Consider the following 15,877-nt stretch of genomic DNA (forward strand, 5'->3'; position numbering starts at 1 on the left):
ATTTAAATAAAATTTAACAATAAACTTCTTGCAAAAGTCGAAAAAAAAGAATAATTAAATCAGTGAACAGTACCAGCCGCAGTGACGCTTTCTCGGGCTGGTGGGGGATTTAAACCCGCCCTCCGGGTTCTTCGGAGCGTTCGCGAACGCCACTTGCTCTACTTGGGAAACCCCAAGACCGCAGTGGCTCACCACCAACGCTTATGCCTACGGCACGTCTCTTGACGAACGGTGCACAGGAGTGTGGTGTTTCCCCCAGCGATAAAACTGATAACTGGTAACTGGTAACTGATAACTGATAACCACAGATGGAACTCACATTCCGCAAGAGCTTAATAACCAGCATTTATATCGACGACATTTTTTAGAGGCTTGCCATGACGGTAGCTTGTTAGATTGTTGAGAAATAGGGCTAGAGAACGCTCTTTTACCCTTGAGGAATGAGCAGAACAATGAGGTGTAATAAAAATGTTTGGTAACAACCACAATGGACTTTCTGACGGCAGCGGTTCTGTGAAGACTGTGTCTAAAGCAGCACCTGCAATCCAACCTTCTTGCAATGCCTTCACGAGTGCAGATTCATCCACAATTGCACCACGAGCAATATTGATTAGGTAAGCATTGGGACGCATTAGCCGTAGGACTTCTGCATCAATCATTCCCTTAGTTTCCTTTGTCAAAGGTGTGGCAATGACGACATAGTCTACTTCTGGAAGAAGCGATCGCCATTCATTTGCACCTACTACTTTGTCAAAATTTGGTAATGGTTCCGGGTGACGGCGACTTCCATAAATTTCCATTCCAAAGACTTTGGCGCGGGCTGCAATTTCTTGCCCAATACCGCCAGCACCAATAATTAACAGCTTTGCATCCCACAAATCTTGAATTGGAAAACCTCTTTGCCAGTGATGCTGTGCCGCAAAAGTGTACAGTTGACGTAATTTTTTAGCATGAGCCAGCATAAAAGCAATGACAAATTCAGCGATAGGAATACCATGTACTCCCGCGCTATTGGTAAGAATGAGATTACGTTCTAAATAAGTAGGTGTGAAAGTAGGTGTGAGGATATGATTGACCCCAGCATTGGGTGCATGATGCCAACGCAGTTGCGTCGCTGTTGTCAAGATTTTGTCTAAGGTAGTAGGTTTGAGAAAATACCAACTAAAGTACACTTCAGCATCACTAATATCCCCGTCTAGGTTGCCTTCACTATCCATACGTATAACTGTTGTATTACAAGGCAATTGCGGTAGTAGTTCGTCAGCAACTTCTATGGGTAATATAATTTTCATAAAAGCTAACGCCAGATTTATTTTTGTTTTTGCGCCACAATCCAATCAGTTAATTGAAAATCCGACTTTGCTAATTTCTGAGACACCAAAAACTGCTTCGTTCCTTGCAACAGTTGTAATCCTTTCGCCGGAATTGGTTCTTCTGGAAACTGTTGGAGAGGGAAAGAAGCTTTCACCACATTAACAGGATATCCTGACACTTCGGCGTGAAACTTATAATATGCTTCTGGCTTTGCTTTGATATCTTTAACAGCAGCTTGTTTAATCTCATTCCACTTTTGAGGCAAGTCGGGATGTTTTGCTAAGAAAGCTTCTGTGACGACAGTTACACTTGTTCCTGGTAAGTCTGGATGTTTGATAGCTTCATCAATGACAGGAAAACCTTTGGATTGTAAGAGTGGACCGGTACCTGTCGATGCTGCAATCGCTGCCACATCACCCCGTTCTAATGCGGCTTGGGCGTCATTCGGTAGCAGGTGAACTACCGTCACTTGATCCGCAATACCTGACTTTTGCAATAACCCTATCAAGTAGCGGTGCATATATGACCCTTTTGACGTCGCTACCTTTTGTCCTTTAAGTTCCGCTACAGAACGTGGTCCGTTTTTCTTTGCCAATAACCAAGCATTCATTCCTACTTGTTCTTGACTTATTAAGCGGGTGGGAATCCCGTTTGCCCTAGCAACTAGGGCGGGTGTATCCCCATAAATGCCCACATCTAGTTTGCCTGCTACTAAGGCTTCATTCAAGTTGGGACCGTTGCGAAACGAAACCGTTTGCACTTCTTTGATTCCCAGTTTTTGTAGTTCTGGCAGAAATTTGCCTTGATTCATTGCCCAACCAATCGGTCCTGTAGGGATTTTAGTACTTTTGACACTTATAATACCCAAACGCAGGGTGGAGGTGTTTAGTTGTTTTTGAGTGGCCGATCCTGCTTGGGAGACAGTTTGACCATCACTAGAACCAGTGCTGAACAGTAGGAGAAATGCGGTTAGCGTGGAGAAAAGAGGTTTTGAGTGGGTAGAATTAGTCATATGAACCGCATCAGCCAGGGGAGTACGTACCAGAAAGAGAGAACAAAAGGCAATACGGTTCGGTTAACTATGTTCATCTTCAGGAAGATCCCCCCTGCCCCGTTAAAAAGGGGGGGGTTTCGTGCCCCCCGAAGTTCGGGGGGTTGGGGGGATCAAGTCTTATCCGAACCGTATTGAAACAAAAGGGGTGATTGTTCTATTTGAAGTATTTGAGTAGTTGGTAAGTCGAATCTTCTTGGGCTGTGTTAGTTTGTCCACGTCCCCAACCTATATTTCTGCGATAGCTTCCTAAGAGTTTAGCTTCAGTCAGAGACTTTTCGTCTACTTCTGGTAGGGGTTCGACTTGTGGTGCTACGTACATAGCATCTACTGGACAGTACAATTCGCACATAAAGCAGGTTTGACAGTCATTTTGTCTGGAAATGGTGGGCGGTGCGTCTGGTACTTTATCAAAGACGTTTGTCGGGCAAACGTTAACGCAGATATTGCACTGAATACAGCGAGATTCACTGACTAGCTCAATCATATCAAGTTGTTTTGAACTGGGGATTGGGGATTAGGGATTAGCCCTTCGACTTGCGAGAGGGCTAACACCGAGCGAAGTCGAGGTGTTAGGGACTGGGAGGATTATAGACGTTAGATTACTTATCATTCCTGAAGAACCCCACCCCGCACTCATCTGCGCTTAGGCTCCCCTCCTCGCGCGCGGTGAGACCAGTGCTGCAGGAGGGTTTCCCGACAAGGCGGAGGGGATAAAGGGGAGCCTAAGCGCAGGAGGGAAACCCTCCGCAGGCGACTGGCGTGTGGGGTGCAGTCAACCTGGAAATCATAACTAATTAGCCGAACATGATATTAGAGCCTCGGCTTTGCGTGAGCTTTTCATTTTGAGATCATCATGCTGCCACTTCTACTTTGACTCTCGTCTGTTGTACAGGGGCAGTTTTTACCCAGACACGATCCAAACCACCAGTAATTAAATAATGTTGTTGATTAACATCCTCTTGCGGATAGTCCGTATGTTTGTGCATCCCTCGAGTTTCTTTACGTTCCAAGGCGCTGCTGTACATCCATCGAGCTGTGGCTACCATTGCGGCGGCTTCCCGCACACGAAGAATGTTGTTACCATCTGCTTGAGTTGTGCGAATTTCTTGCCAGAGGTGATTTAATCTCTGTAATGATTCGGTTAATCCTGTTTCGTTGCGGAAGTAATTGCGATCGTAGGGGAAAACTTCTGCCTGAGTGGCTTGAATGATTTCTATGGTGTTCCGCCCAGCAACGCTTACGGTTTGTGAACGTTGATGACTGGATGTAAATCCTGCCTCACCTACAGCTTCGACTCGTCGTTGGTTTGCTTGTGTGCCTAAATCACGAGCATAAACAGCCGCAGATTGTCCCGCCCAATAACCTGAAGACAACGCCCAAGCAGCATTGTGACTGCCTCCTCCCGTGAATCCACCACAGATAAGTTCTCGCGTCGCGGCATCGCCTGCAGCGTATAACCCTGGTACCGAAGTAGCACAAGTATCATCGACAATCCCGATGCCACCTGTACCGCGTACAGTTCCCTCTAAGCGGAGGGTGACGGGGAAACGTTGTGTAAAGGGGTCTATACCTGCACGATCAAAAGGTAAGAAGAAGTTGGGTTGTGCTTTTCGCATATGTGTCCGCATTTCTTCCGTAGCTTGATCCAAGATGGCGTAAACAGGCTGCGTTAATAAGGTTTTGGCAATGACAGAACGCCCTCTTTGTGAGCCAGCTCCAGGAATAGGTGTACCATCTTCGTAAGTGAAAGTTGCCCAGTTGTAAAACAGAGTTTTGGTTACAGAAGAAAAGGCGGGAGAGATGCCGTAAGCGTTGGAAAACTCCATCCCCGACATCTCAGCACCCGCTTCGGCTGCCATTAAGTAACCATCCCCTGTGAGGACATTGCAACCAAGTGCGTTGCTTAAGAAAGCACAGCCACCTGTTGCAATGATGACTGCGCCTGCACGCACAAGCCATTTGTTGCCAGTTTGGCGGTTGACTCCCGTCGCACCTGCAACTCTTCGGTCTCTATCCACTAGCAGTTGCAAAGCTGGACTATGGTCTAATATTTTTACCCCCACCCGTTTGACTTGCTTTCGCATCAAGTACATATAATCTGGACCTTGCAGACTACGCTTGTAAGGTTTACCCTCGTCGTCTGTTGGGAAAGGATAACCCCACTGAGCCAACAAATTAACATTGGCATAGGTTTGATTTAGAACCCGTTGCATCCAGTTGCGGTTGGCTAAAAATCCTCCTAAAGTCTCCCGAGAAGCCATTGCCGCTTCCCGCGCTTCCGCATCAGGTGGTACGTACCACACACCGTTACCCGATGCCGCTGCACAGCCACTCGTACCACAATATCCTTTATCAACAAGAACGACATTCGCACCTTTGGAAGCCGCACTCCAAGCCGCCCAAGTGCCTGCTGGTCCACCCCCTATAACCAGAACATCACAGAGCAAGTTTGGTTCAAATTCAGTGGTAGATACTTCCCCTGTCCACAATAGATTCTTACTCATGAGAAGCCCCGCTTCAACAGTTTAGAACTTATGTACAAACAAAGACACAAGATGAGCGACAACACAAAAATGCTAGTCGCTTGTCAAACGAAGTTAAGATAATGAAAAATTACGAGAACTGCGTCAAACTATACCTTGTGACTAAAGTTGTTTGATAAACTCTTATTTTTCAAATCTAAAGTACGGTAAACTGGTAGATTAAAAGTAGTATTGGAATATAGTAACATCGTTGCACAGTTGGTTAAAAAAATCAAGAACAAACTTTATGGGCAGAAAATAATCACCGAACAGAGGCACATTATAATCTTTCTCTGGGTAATCTTTCTTTGGATGCGATCGCTGTAAAGCGGGCGCTTTGCACCATTGCGCCTTGCGCGGCTCCCTATGCCTACGGCAGCCGAACGGGAGCATCGCGAACGCGAGTGCGTGTCCGGAGGACTCAGCGGGTACTCCGTGTCATCGCCCTTCCCTACAGTTCCTAAGTTATTTAGCCTCGATACAATGTTTCATAATTTTTATTATTTACTAAAAACCTATCGCCTTACCGGAGCTAATATTAACTTTACATTATTAGATATTTATTATATTAAGTAGACAATATAGTTAGATTAACAAAAATTATAGCAAAATGTAATCTAAAAGACTTTCTTGGTTACAGTTTTTGTGAAATGCTCCTATCTAGTAGAATCAAAATACTTAAAATTGACAGAATTGCCGTATTTTTTATCAAAATTCATTGTGTTCCTTCCAAATAAGTAGTTTTTGCTGTGAATTGCAGCGAGAAGTCTGTAGATGCGGAGCAGCTTTCCGTAGGGGTGCGGAGGTTTCCTCCTTTGCAGGAGGTAAAGGAGCAACGCTTGCCAGAACTTCCTTTGTTGCAGCCACTACAGTTTGTAGTAGTGATGAGCAGTAGCAACGCGAGTTGAGAATTTTTAGATAACTCACGCAATATTTGGTTAACACTGAAGACTTCCATTTTATCCGGCTGGTTCCTGTGGAGATACAGAGCATGATGTGCCAGACCGACTTAGGTGACAATAGCAAAATGAAAAAAACTTTGTGGGATTTATTACTGACTCTACCGATATTTATGGCGCTAGTTTTATTAGTAGCCAATGCAAAAGCTTTTGGACAAGAAACACCTTCAGAATTCCATCCTGATATTCGTGATCTAGAATTACTTAAGTCATTTGACCCTTCAATAAAAGAGTCAAAAATAGTACGAAAAAATCAGTTAATCTCGCAAAATTTACCACAGATAACACCTACTGCGCCTACACAACCATCATCAAAGCCATCAATCCCATCTGTTTCTGAGCTTTCTGATGTGCAACCCACAGATTGGGCATTTCAAGCACTCCAGTCCTTGGTTGAACGCTATGGTTGTATTGTAGGCTACCCTAACAGCACTTATCGCGGAAATCGTGCCTTAACACGCTATGAATTTGCGGCGGGTTTGAATGCGTGCTTAGACCAAATTAATACACTGATTGCGTCATCGACAGCAGATTTAGCAACTAAGGAAGATTTAGCTACGATACAGCGACTGAGGGAGGAATTTCGTCCAGAACTTTCTAAATTAGCAGGAAGAATAGATAACTTAGAAGCCAAGACAGCACAAGTCGAGGCAAATCAGTTTTCAACGACGACTAAACTGCTAGGTAATGCAATTTTCGTAGTGGCTGATACTTTTGGAGATCGCCCGAATAATACCCCCGCGAATGATACAAATGATCCTAGTAACACCTTATTTGCTTACCTTAGTAGGCTTTCGCTTCAAAGCAGCTTTACTGGTCAAGACCAACTAGTAGCTACATTACGAGCAAGCAATATTCCTAATTTGACATCTAGTACGGGAACCAGTATGACCCGCTTTGCCTTGGATGCATCAAGTTTTGGGGATAGTGACCTGTATGTGGAAAACTTATACTATCGTTTTCCAGTTGGTCAAAAACTCACTTTTTGGATAGGTCCAAGGACACTGAATTTCCCAGTTTATGTCCCGACGTTAAACTCGTTGAATGGTAATCCATATCAGGGTGGTTTTTCCCGGTTTGGACAGTTTAACCCGACTGTGTACCGACCAGGTTTTGATGGTGCGGGTGGAGCTATTGCATATAAATTTAGCGATCAATTACAAGCACACGTAGCTTACATAGCAGATGATCCTCAGGCTAATAGACCTGAGAGTGGGCTTTTCAAAAGTTCCTTTGCGGCGATCGCCCAAGTCACCTTTTCGCCCAGTAAAGAATTAGATATTGGTCTAACCTATACACGCAAATACCTGACTACAAATTCTGGTAATAATCTTACTGGCGGAACAGGTAGCGCTTTTGCGCGAAATCCTTTTGGGCAAAATGCTACTACATCCAATAATTTTGGACTGGAATTTAGCTGGAAAGTTAGCCAGCGCTTTACTTTAGGTGGATGGTTTGGTTACACCCTAGCGCATCAAGAAGTTGGTGGTGACAATGATGCGACTATTATCAATGGTGCGCTAGCTTTGTCCTTTCCAGATTTATTTAAGAAAGGGAATCTGGGTGGCATTAATATTGGTATTCCGCCGAAAGTTACCAGTAATGATTTCAGAGTAGCTGGACAACAACGAGAAGACCCTGACACATCTTTACACATCGAAACTTTCTATACTTTTCGGGTAAATAACAACATCAGAATTACGCCAATTGTTTACCTGATTACCAAGCCAGAACATAATGGCAACAATGATCCAATTTTGGTAGGTGTTCTCCGTACAAGTTTTACTTTCTAAATACCACCAATCACAACAAAGTTATTAAGGAGTCAAATGACATGCAGAATTTAGCAAAGTGGATATCATCACTAAAATCCCGGTTCTTCAACAGCCATAGTCATACAAAGCTCTTCTCTGTCATTCCTGTTTCTATTGCCGGAGCATTTCTTACTGGTGTGTGCCTCAGCTTGTTATTTGCAGCTTGCATTTCACCGATTTTTACAAATACTCATCTAGCCAATGCTTCTATTCCTACTAGTCAACTAATTGCACAAAAAGCCTCTGTTTTGAGATTTGGTTATCAAAAATCAGCAATTCTCATCAAAGCCAAAGGTGTTTTAGAAAAACGTTTAAAGCCAGAGGGAGTGGACGTTAAGTGGATAGAATTTCAAGCAGGACCCCAATTATTAGAAGCTATGAACGTAGGGAGTATTGACTTTGGTCATGCGGGGGAATCCCCACCAATTTTTGCCCAAGCAGCAGGAGCAAATATCACTTACATCGCAGGAATTGCACCTACTCCAGCCGGTTCAGCAGTTCTAGTCCCCAAGAATTCTCCCATCAAATCAGTTACTGACCTAAAAGGTAAAAAAATTGCTTTCCAAAAAGGTTCTAGTGCCCATTATTTACTCCTAAAAATTTTAGAAAAATCTGGATTGAAATACAGTGAGATTCAACCTGTGTATTTACCACCAGCAGACGCACGCGCTGCTTTTGTCAAAGGTAGTTTAGATGCGTGGGTCATTTGGGATCCCTTTTATGCAGCCGCAGAAAAATCTGCGAATGCTCGTGTTTTAATTGATGGGGCAAAAATTACTAACCAAGGAGGATATTATCTAGCTAGTCGGACATTTGCCACTAAGAATCCACAAACGATTAAGTCAGTACTAGAAGAAATTAAAAAGCTAGATGACTGGTCAAACAAGAATAAAGACCAAGTAGCAGCAACTCTAGCCCCAGTTTTAGGAATAGATTTAGATATTATGAAAAGGGCAACTCAGAGGAAAAACTTTGGTGTTATGCCGATTAATGAAAACTTGATTGCGGAACAACAAAAAGTTGCTGATACATTTTATCAGTTGAAACTTATACCCAAACAAATTAACGTGCGGGATGCCATGCTGACACCACAACAATATGCTGCTTTTTCCCCAAAAATATAAATTGTGAGTGGTGGGTTGTTATTTTAAAAAGGTACTTTGATTTCTACTCAATCACTTATGACGAATCCTACTGAGTTATTTAAACAGCGCTACAGAGTTGATGCTTTTGATCCAGAGATTCCTTGGAGTGAGTGTATCAGTACTTTACTCTCCCACCGTTCTGTGCGTGCTTATACAGACAAACCTTTACCTCCAGGAACTCTAGAAACTTTAGTGGCGGCGGCGCAGTCGGCGGCGACTTCTTCTAATTTACAAACTTGGAGTGTAGTAGCTGTTGAAGAACCACAACGCAAGGAAAAACTAGCACAACTGGCGAATAATCAAGTACACATTCGTCAGTGTCCTCTGTTTTTGGTATGGTTAGCTGATTTGGCGCGACTGAGCTATATTGCCGAAAGTCGCGGATTACCCCATGAAGGTTTGGATTATTTGGAAATGTTTTTGATGGCGGTGGTAGATGCAGCCTTAGCAGCACAAAACGCAGTGATTGCAGCTGAGTCTCTTGGTTTAGGAACGGTATATATTGGTGCGATGCGGAATCGTCCAGAGGAAGTAGCACAAGTACTTGGTTTACCTCCTCATGTTTTTGCCGTCTTTGGACTGTGCGTCGGATATCCTGATCCAACAGCAAATATTGTAGTCAAACCACGTTTACCACAATCAGTTGTTTTGCATCGAGAAACCTATCATTTGGCAGAACAAGAGAACGGAATTGCCTTTTATGACCAACTCATGCAAGACTTTTATAATTCACAGCAGATAAATGTTCCTAGTGAGAGTGACTGGTCAGAGCATTCTGTCAAACGAGTTGCTTCTGCGGGGTCCCTATCAGGACGGGATAGATTGCGCGAGGCGTTACAGAACCTTGGCTTTTTACTTCATTGACACTCCCATGGGCTAGGCTAAAAGCCGATGGGATTCTTTCTAAGCCCTATGCCCTTTGGACATAGGGCTTAGGTCATACTCGTGTACAAGTAAGCGGTGCTGTTGGCATAGGGCTACACGAGCTGTTCTTTGTATTTCAAGGGTAGGCGGTATGCCTACTCCACAAGAATTATTCCTTTATTATGCAATGCCAAAATATACAAGTTTATTTACAGTTTTTTGTAGTAAAAAATACGATTAATTTTGCCGTTATAGTAATTTTTGTTTACAAAATGTACTTGCTTTTTCCCTGCAACTATGTAAATATACAAAAGATAATTACTGTAAATCTATTAGTTTACCGTACTTTATTTTCAAGATTAGACAAAAGGAGATTAATCAAGTTTAAATCCTTGTATCTCTAAGTTTTTAAACAATTGATATCCCACTAGGGCGAAGTAGTATCTGTAGGTGCATAAAAAATTTAGTTTTAGAAATGTTGTTGCCCTGAAACCAGCAAGTTGTGTTTACTTAACTTTAACAGAAAATCATTCATATTATATCTGTTTTTTGACTCATAACTCAGTAGTAGTAATACTGACGTGATGATTCTAAACTCTTTGTTTTGGAGGTTTTTGACATGAAATCTGAACAGCGTGGAATGCATTTAAGACTCGAAGGGCTGACGAAGTCCTTCGGAAGAAAAACAGTCTTGGACAGTATTAATTTGGACGTATTGCCAGGAGAATTTGTAGCAGTCGTCGGTCGCAGTGGGTGCGGTAAAAGTACGATGTTACGCCTGATTGCTGGACTAGATGTGCCGAGTGGCGGCGGAGTGTTTTTGGATGGCGAGTCCCATAATCGGATTAATCCGGCGGTACGGATGATGTTTCAAGACGCACGTCTGTTACCTTGGCAGCGAGTCCTGGCAAATGTAGAGTTGGGTTTGGTAGGTTCCAACTCGAAAGTGTACACCAAGCAAACTGCTTTGCAAGTTTTGCGTGAAGTTGGTTTAGAAGACCGATCGCACGAATGGCCCGCCGTCCTTTCTGGCGGACAACGTCAACGCGTGGCGTTGGCAAGAGCCTTAGCGAGTAAGCCTTCTTTGTTGCTTCTAGATGAACCACTTGGAGCCTTGGACGCACTGACTCGAATTGAGATGCAGCAATTAGTTGAGCGTTTATGGCAGGAGCAGGGCTTTACTGCAATATTAATTACCCATGATGTGGAAGAAGCAGTAGTACTTGCAGATCGAGTGGTCTTGATTGAAGACGGTCAAATTGGTATGGATGTTGACATTTCTCTACCACGTCCACGACTGAGAGGAGATGCGGTATTTGCTCGGATTGTGGAAAGGATTTTACAAAGGGTAATGGGTAAACAGCAAAACAATCATGAATTGGTAGAGACTGTTCATCAGTTCTCTAGTTAGTAACTACTAACTTACAGAAAACATTATCACAGAAAGCGGAGCCTGAGCGCACGTGGAGACTAATGTATATACCCAGGAATTTCCCCCGTCTTCTTGGATAATCTAGACTCATTAGGTGCGACTGAGATTGTTGATCGCTTTCATTAGCAGGAAACCTTCTGTTCTTTCTTGGTCTGTGTTCTGGTGCACCTCTGGGCTTCGTTAATTTAAATAATCTGACAATTCCCTAGCATAAGTAAACATGGCAATAAATAGGCCAATTTATGCAAACTTTAAAAGCAAGATTTGAAATCTGGAAAAACCCACGCATCACTCGTCGTTACTTATTATTTGCTATTGGTTACAGCATTGTACTATTTACCTTGTTTGGTTGTAACAAACCAGCAAGTGAAATTCAGCAGCAAGAGCAAGCAGGCGCATCGAATACGAACCAAACGCAACCTGTCAAAAAAGTAGTACGAATTGTGCGTTCTAAACAATTAACTGCACTTGCAGTTTTAGAAAAGCAAGGTACTCTCGAAAAAAGATTAGAATCCCTTGGATATAGGCTAGAATGGCCCGAATTTGCGGCTGGACCACAACAGCTAGAAGCTCTAAATGCAGGTGGACTTGATATTGCATCTACAGCCGAATCACCTCCTATTTTTTCACAAGCAGCTGGATCACCCTTAGTTTATTTAGCAACGACTTCTACTAACGCTAGATCAATTTCGCTTTTAGTTTCCGTTAATTCTCCTATTAAGACTGTTAAAGATTTAAAGGGCAAAAAAGTTGCTTTTCAAAAGGCATCTATAGGTCATTACCTATTACTTAAAGCCTTAGAAAAGGAAGCTTTGAAACTGAGTGATGTTTCATCAGTTTACCTACCACCACCAGATGCCAATGTAGCCTTTAGTCAAGGAAAAGTAGATGCTTGGTTTATTTGGGAACCATTTGTAACCAGAACTGAACAGAAGAAAATAGGTCGTGTTTTGATAGATGGTGCGAATCTAAGAGATACTGGAAACTTCTACTCAACAACAAGGCAGTTTTATCAAGAGCACCCAGAAGTCATCAAACTTTTTTTAGAAGAACTCCAAAAAGCAGAAATATGGGGTAAGAATAACCCGAAGGAAATTGCACCATTACTTACTTCCGCTACACAAATAGATGCACCTACACTAGAAAAAATGCATAGTAAATACGATTGGAATTTACGACCGATTACTGATAAAGTTATTACTAAGCAACAAGAAGTGGCAGATAAATGGTACAGCTTGGGACTAATTCCCAAGAAAGTGAATGTGAGAGATGGGTTTTTGACTCCCTCACAATATGCCGAAATTACTCCTAAGGAAGTGCTTGCTAAAAAGTAATGGTTCATTGCATGAACTTTGATAGACTGCAAGATTCCCGACAAACAAAAGCGAAGTCGGGAATCTGACCAAGCTAAGCCCTTATCATTCATGCAAAAAACTAGTAGACATTTTGCTAAAACAAGGCAAAATAAAGAAAATTTCATGAATCCTGATTTTCCCACATACCATTTTTAACTAAAATCAAATTATGTCTACTTTAACTTTGACTGAATTTAAAATCACTCCTCTTAATGCACCTTTGGGAGCCGTAATTACGGGGCTTGATGCTAGCCAATTAGTTGCACCGCTCGTCATCTTACAGTTAAAGCAAGCACTACGCGACTACCACATCTTAATCTTTAAAAATCAAAAGCTTACTGAAGAGCAGTTATTGAATTTTGCCTTCTATTTTGGTTCTTTATTTGTCCCACCAGATGACATCCCAGTGCTAGCTTCTCAACCAGGAGTCACTCCGGTAGTCATTCCTATTTCTAATGTTGATGGTGGCTATACAGGAACTGGAGAACTGGGTTTCCATTCGGATCACAAGTGGACTCCCTACCCTTCTAGTGGTTCGCTACTTTACGCTTTAGAAGTCCCTACTCAAGGCGGAGATACTTATTGGTTGAATCTTAATTTGGCATACGAGGCGTTAGATGATGCAACTAAAGAGCGCATTGCTGATTTAGAGTTGATTACTTACAATCCGTTTTTGCGAGACAGAAACGCACCGCGCTCTAAGTATCGTTTGGATAAAAGTATTCCCCTTATTAGTCCTGTCTTCCCTCATCCTTTGGTACGGACGCATCCTGAAAGTGGCAAAAAGATTTTATACCTAGACTATGACACAGAAGTGGAAGTAGTGGGTTTAGAACCACAAGAAGGAGCAGAATTAATCGAACAGTTGCGTCAGCACCTCAATCAACCCCAATTCTATTACAAACACAAATGGTCTGTGGGTGACATTGTCTACTGGGATAATCAGGCGACATTACATTACCGGGAAGCATTTGATCCGAATGAGCGCCGAGTTATGAGGCGGGTGAGTTTAGCTGGAAGTCGTCCGTTTTGAGGTGGGAGCAAAATGATTGCAATTACAGGTTTACCTCGGGAACCCCAACACTCTTATCCTCTGTCGGGAAACTCTTCTATGTCCTGCGGACACGCACATGGTGCAGTACTGGATTCCTCACGCGCTGGCTCACAGTTACTCAAATTCAAGCGATCGCTCTCATCAATACCTTACTTACTGCTAATAGCAACGACTTTTACAAGTAGTGGATCAAAAGCAAACAGCACTCCAAATAATCCAAATATCCAAAACCAAAACACACAAAACACAAAAATTGAACAAGTTTCCAGTGATTCTAAACAGAATTCCAAACAACAAACAGAAGTTCGTATTGGTTACCAAAAAGGAACAGCTTTTTTAAACATAATTAAAGCTAGAGGTAGCCTAGAAAAAAAACTTGCTCCTACAGGGGTGAATGTAAGATGGATTGAATTTGCTCAAGGACCTCCTATGATGGAGGCAATGAATGCTAATGCAGTTGATATTGGGGTTGTAGGCGCACCTCCTCCTATCTTCGCCCAAGCAGCAGGTGTACCAGTTACTTATGTTGCTAGCAGTTTACCTAATGGGAAAGGACAGGTTATTTTAGTTAGAAAAAATTCTTCAATTCGGACGGTTGCTGATTTAAAAGGTAAAAAAGTAGCTGTCGGAAAAGGAACAGCAGGACATTATTTAATTGTCAAAGTGTTAGGTACAGCAAAGCTCACGCTTAACGTTATTCAGCCCGTTTACCTGCTACCAGCAGACGCTCGCGCTGCTTTTGAAGGAGGAAATGTTGATGCTTGGGTCACTTCCGATCCTCGTTATGCAGAAGTGGAACGGACAGGACAAGTACGTCTTCTTGCTAATGGAGCAAAAGTTGCAGAACAGCGTTCATACTTTATTGCCACTCGCTCTTTTGTTAGCAAAAAACCACAGTTGGTGAAAGCAATTATCGATGAGCAGAAAAAAGATGAAGAGTGGGCAAAACGTAATAGAAAAGAAAGTGCAAGAATTTTGGAAACAGCAACGGGTGTTAAAGCCGAAAACTGGGAATGGACATTTGAAAGACGGCCCAATTTTGGTGTGCTTTATATGAATAACCAAATTGTGAAAGAACAGCAGGAAATGGCAGACCTCTTTTTTCAACTCAAGTTGATTCCTAAAACTGTACAAATTAAAGATGCTGTTTGGACTCCATAACCTTAAAAACTTAAGAAAATGTGATTTGGAACTGACAAAATGACAACAATTCCTGCCTACGATCCAACATTATTTCAAGGTGCAGCTTGGCATTACGCTCGTTACAGACCTAAATACCCCCCTGTTTTATTTGATTTGCTGACACAGAAGTTTGAACTCAATGGTCAAGGGAGACTGCTAGACTTGGGCTGTGGTGCTGGTTTGATTGCGATTCCTTTACGCGATCGCGCGAAGCGCACTGCCCTTTGGGCAATCGCTTTACTGAAGTTATCGGTCTCGATCCCGATCCAGATATGCTTCAAGAAGCTCAACGACAAGCAGCAGCAGTAGGAGCAACAAATATCAGTTGGGTACAAGACACGGCAGAAAATATTTCTCTAGCTGTAGCTAAATTTCGTCTAGTAAGTATCGGACGTGCTTTTCATTGGATGCAGCGAGAGCTAGTCCTGGAACGCATATATAACTTACTCACTAACGACGGTGGTCTTGCAATTCTCAAAACCTACGAAGACCCTTGGAATAGTGATCATCCTTGGAAAAAAACAGCAATTTCCGTTGTCAAACGCTGGTTAGGTGAACAGCGACGCACAGGTCAAGCTGGCAAAGGTCTTTGGCAACCACTAGAAGTTTCGCATGAGGAAATCTTAGCTAACTCACCTTTCCTCCGTCAAGCCAAGTATGAAGTCAAATACCAACAATCTTGGACAATAGACACATATCTTGGCTATCTCTACTCTACGGCTTTCTGTCTACCATCTTTTCTAGGAGAAAACCGTGAGAAATTTGAGGCTGATTTAAGAGAGTCTCTTCTATCGGTCGAACCCTCTGGAAAGTTTAGCGAAGAGCTACCTATCACTGTACTTGCTGCTTGGAAACAGTTTTAAAATAGGTGTTGCACAATGAAATTTCATTTCAAATCAGCACTTCGTCAAGTTTTGCAAAAATTCGTCAAGTCTTCTGCACTGACGTATGTTATTTCTCTACTTAGAAGAAGGCGATCAAGTCGCTCAATTCATTTTCCCACGCTTACTGTTACAAAATATCCCAAATACATCGCCTCTTTTGAATCCTTTATCAGATTTTCATAGCAAATCCGAGTTGTCTTAACCACAACTAAGCATTTCATAAAAAAATAAGAATTTTTACAAAAAAATATGAAAAGTTTCCTTCTCTAATTCTAGCTCTTTTCGAGTAAAGCATACG

Annotated in this window: 15 protein-coding genes; 10 read left to right on the forward strand and 5 right to left on the reverse strand. The window is 42.5% G+C overall.

The window, feature by feature from the left end:
* Window positions 1–109: 109 nt before the first annotated feature.
* The 5 genes from V5G28_RS31305 to V5G28_RS31325 all read right to left on the reverse strand — a co-directional run bounded on the left by V5G28_RS31305 (window position 110) and on the right by V5G28_RS31325 (window position 4,872).
* A complete protein-coding gene (locus tag V5G28_RS31305; RefSeq protein ID WP_336231489.1) occupies window positions 110–346 on the reverse strand; it encodes a hypothetical protein in 237 nt (78 codons plus the stop codon).
* Entirely contained in the window at window positions 333–1,292 is a 960-nt protein-coding gene (locus V5G28_RS31310; RefSeq protein ID WP_332995121.1) for a D-2-hydroxyacid dehydrogenase, read from the reverse strand. Before V5G28_RS31310 ends, V5G28_RS31305 begins: the two co-directional genes overlap by 14 nt.
* A gap of 17 nt (window positions 1,293–1,309) precedes the next feature.
* On the reverse strand, window positions 1,310–2,326 hold the full coding sequence (locus V5G28_RS31315) for an ABC transporter substrate-binding protein (protein WP_332995123.1): 1,017 nt from the start codon (window positions 2,324–2,326) through the stop codon (window positions 1,310–1,312).
* 196 nt (window positions 2,327–2,522) lie between these two features.
* Complete coding sequence (locus V5G28_RS31320; protein ID WP_332995125.1) at window positions 2,523–2,852, reverse strand: 4Fe-4S binding protein; 330 nt, start codon at window positions 2,850–2,852, stop codon at window positions 2,523–2,525.
* A gap of 367 nt (window positions 2,853–3,219) precedes the next feature.
* Window positions 3,220–4,872, reverse strand: coding sequence for an FAD-binding protein (locus V5G28_RS31325; protein ID WP_332995127.1), 1,653 nt, complete (start codon window positions 4,870–4,872; stop codon window positions 3,220–3,222).
* Window positions 4,873–5,639: 767 nt separating this feature from the next.
* Between V5G28_RS31325 and V5G28_RS31330 the strand changes: the two genes are divergently transcribed.
* The 10 genes from V5G28_RS31330 (at window position 5,640) to V5G28_RS31375 (ending at window position 15,558) form a co-directional block, all read left to right on the forward strand.
* Window positions 5,640–5,798, forward strand: coding sequence for a hypothetical protein (locus V5G28_RS31330; RefSeq protein ID WP_332995129.1), 159 nt, complete (start codon window positions 5,640–5,642; stop codon window positions 5,796–5,798).
* A 119-nt stretch (window positions 5,799–5,917) separates the two neighbouring features.
* Entirely contained in the window at window positions 5,918–7,642 is a 1,725-nt protein-coding gene (locus V5G28_RS31335) for an iron uptake porin (RefSeq protein WP_332995132.1), read from the forward strand.
* 41 nt (window positions 7,643–7,683) lie between these two features.
* Window positions 7,684–8,787 carry a sulfonate ABC transporter substrate-binding protein gene (locus V5G28_RS31340; protein WP_332995134.1) on the forward strand — a complete coding sequence of 368 codons (1,104 nt, stop codon included), beginning with the start codon at window positions 7,684–7,686 and terminating at the stop codon, window positions 8,785–8,787.
* Between the two features lie 57 nt (window positions 8,788–8,844).
* Complete coding sequence (locus V5G28_RS31345; RefSeq protein ID WP_332995137.1) at window positions 8,845–9,672, forward strand: NADPH-dependent oxidoreductase; 828 nt, start codon at window positions 8,845–8,847, stop codon at window positions 9,670–9,672.
* Window positions 9,673–10,291: 619 nt separating this feature from the next.
* Complete coding sequence (locus tag V5G28_RS31350) at window positions 10,292–11,083, forward strand: ATP-binding cassette domain-containing protein (RefSeq protein WP_332995140.1); 792 nt, start codon at window positions 10,292–10,294, stop codon at window positions 11,081–11,083.
* Window positions 11,084–11,346: 263 nt separating this feature from the next.
* The gene (locus tag V5G28_RS31355) at window positions 11,347–12,438 is read left to right on the forward strand and encodes an aliphatic sulfonate ABC transporter substrate-binding protein (RefSeq protein WP_332995142.1); all 1,092 of its coding nucleotides are present in this window, start codon (window positions 11,347–11,349) and stop codon (window positions 12,436–12,438) included.
* A 190-nt stretch (window positions 12,439–12,628) separates the two neighbouring features.
* A complete protein-coding gene (locus V5G28_RS31360) occupies window positions 12,629–13,492 on the forward strand; it encodes a TauD/TfdA dioxygenase family protein (RefSeq protein WP_332995144.1) in 864 nt (287 codons plus the stop codon).
* A 12-nt stretch (window positions 13,493–13,504) separates the two neighbouring features.
* Complete coding sequence (locus V5G28_RS31365; RefSeq protein WP_332995146.1) at window positions 13,505–14,674, forward strand: sulfonate ABC transporter substrate-binding protein; 1,170 nt, start codon at window positions 13,505–13,507, stop codon at window positions 14,672–14,674.
* A gap of 39 nt (window positions 14,675–14,713) precedes the next feature.
* On the forward strand, window positions 14,714–15,004 hold the full coding sequence (locus V5G28_RS31370; protein ID WP_332995149.1) for a methyltransferase: 291 nt from the start codon (window positions 14,714–14,716) through the stop codon (window positions 15,002–15,004).
* The gene (locus V5G28_RS31375; RefSeq protein WP_332995153.1) at window positions 14,968–15,558 is read left to right on the forward strand and encodes a class I SAM-dependent methyltransferase; all 591 of its coding nucleotides are present in this window, start codon (window positions 14,968–14,970) and stop codon (window positions 15,556–15,558) included. Before V5G28_RS31370 ends, V5G28_RS31375 begins: the two co-directional genes overlap by 37 nt.
* The last annotated feature ends 319 nt before the right edge of the window (window positions 15,559–15,877 follow it).

This window comes from Scytonema sp. PRP1, from assembly GCF_036697665.2.
GTDB lineage: Bacteria > Cyanobacteriota > Cyanobacteriia > Cyanobacteriales > Nostocaceae > Kalymmatonema > Kalymmatonema gypsitolerans.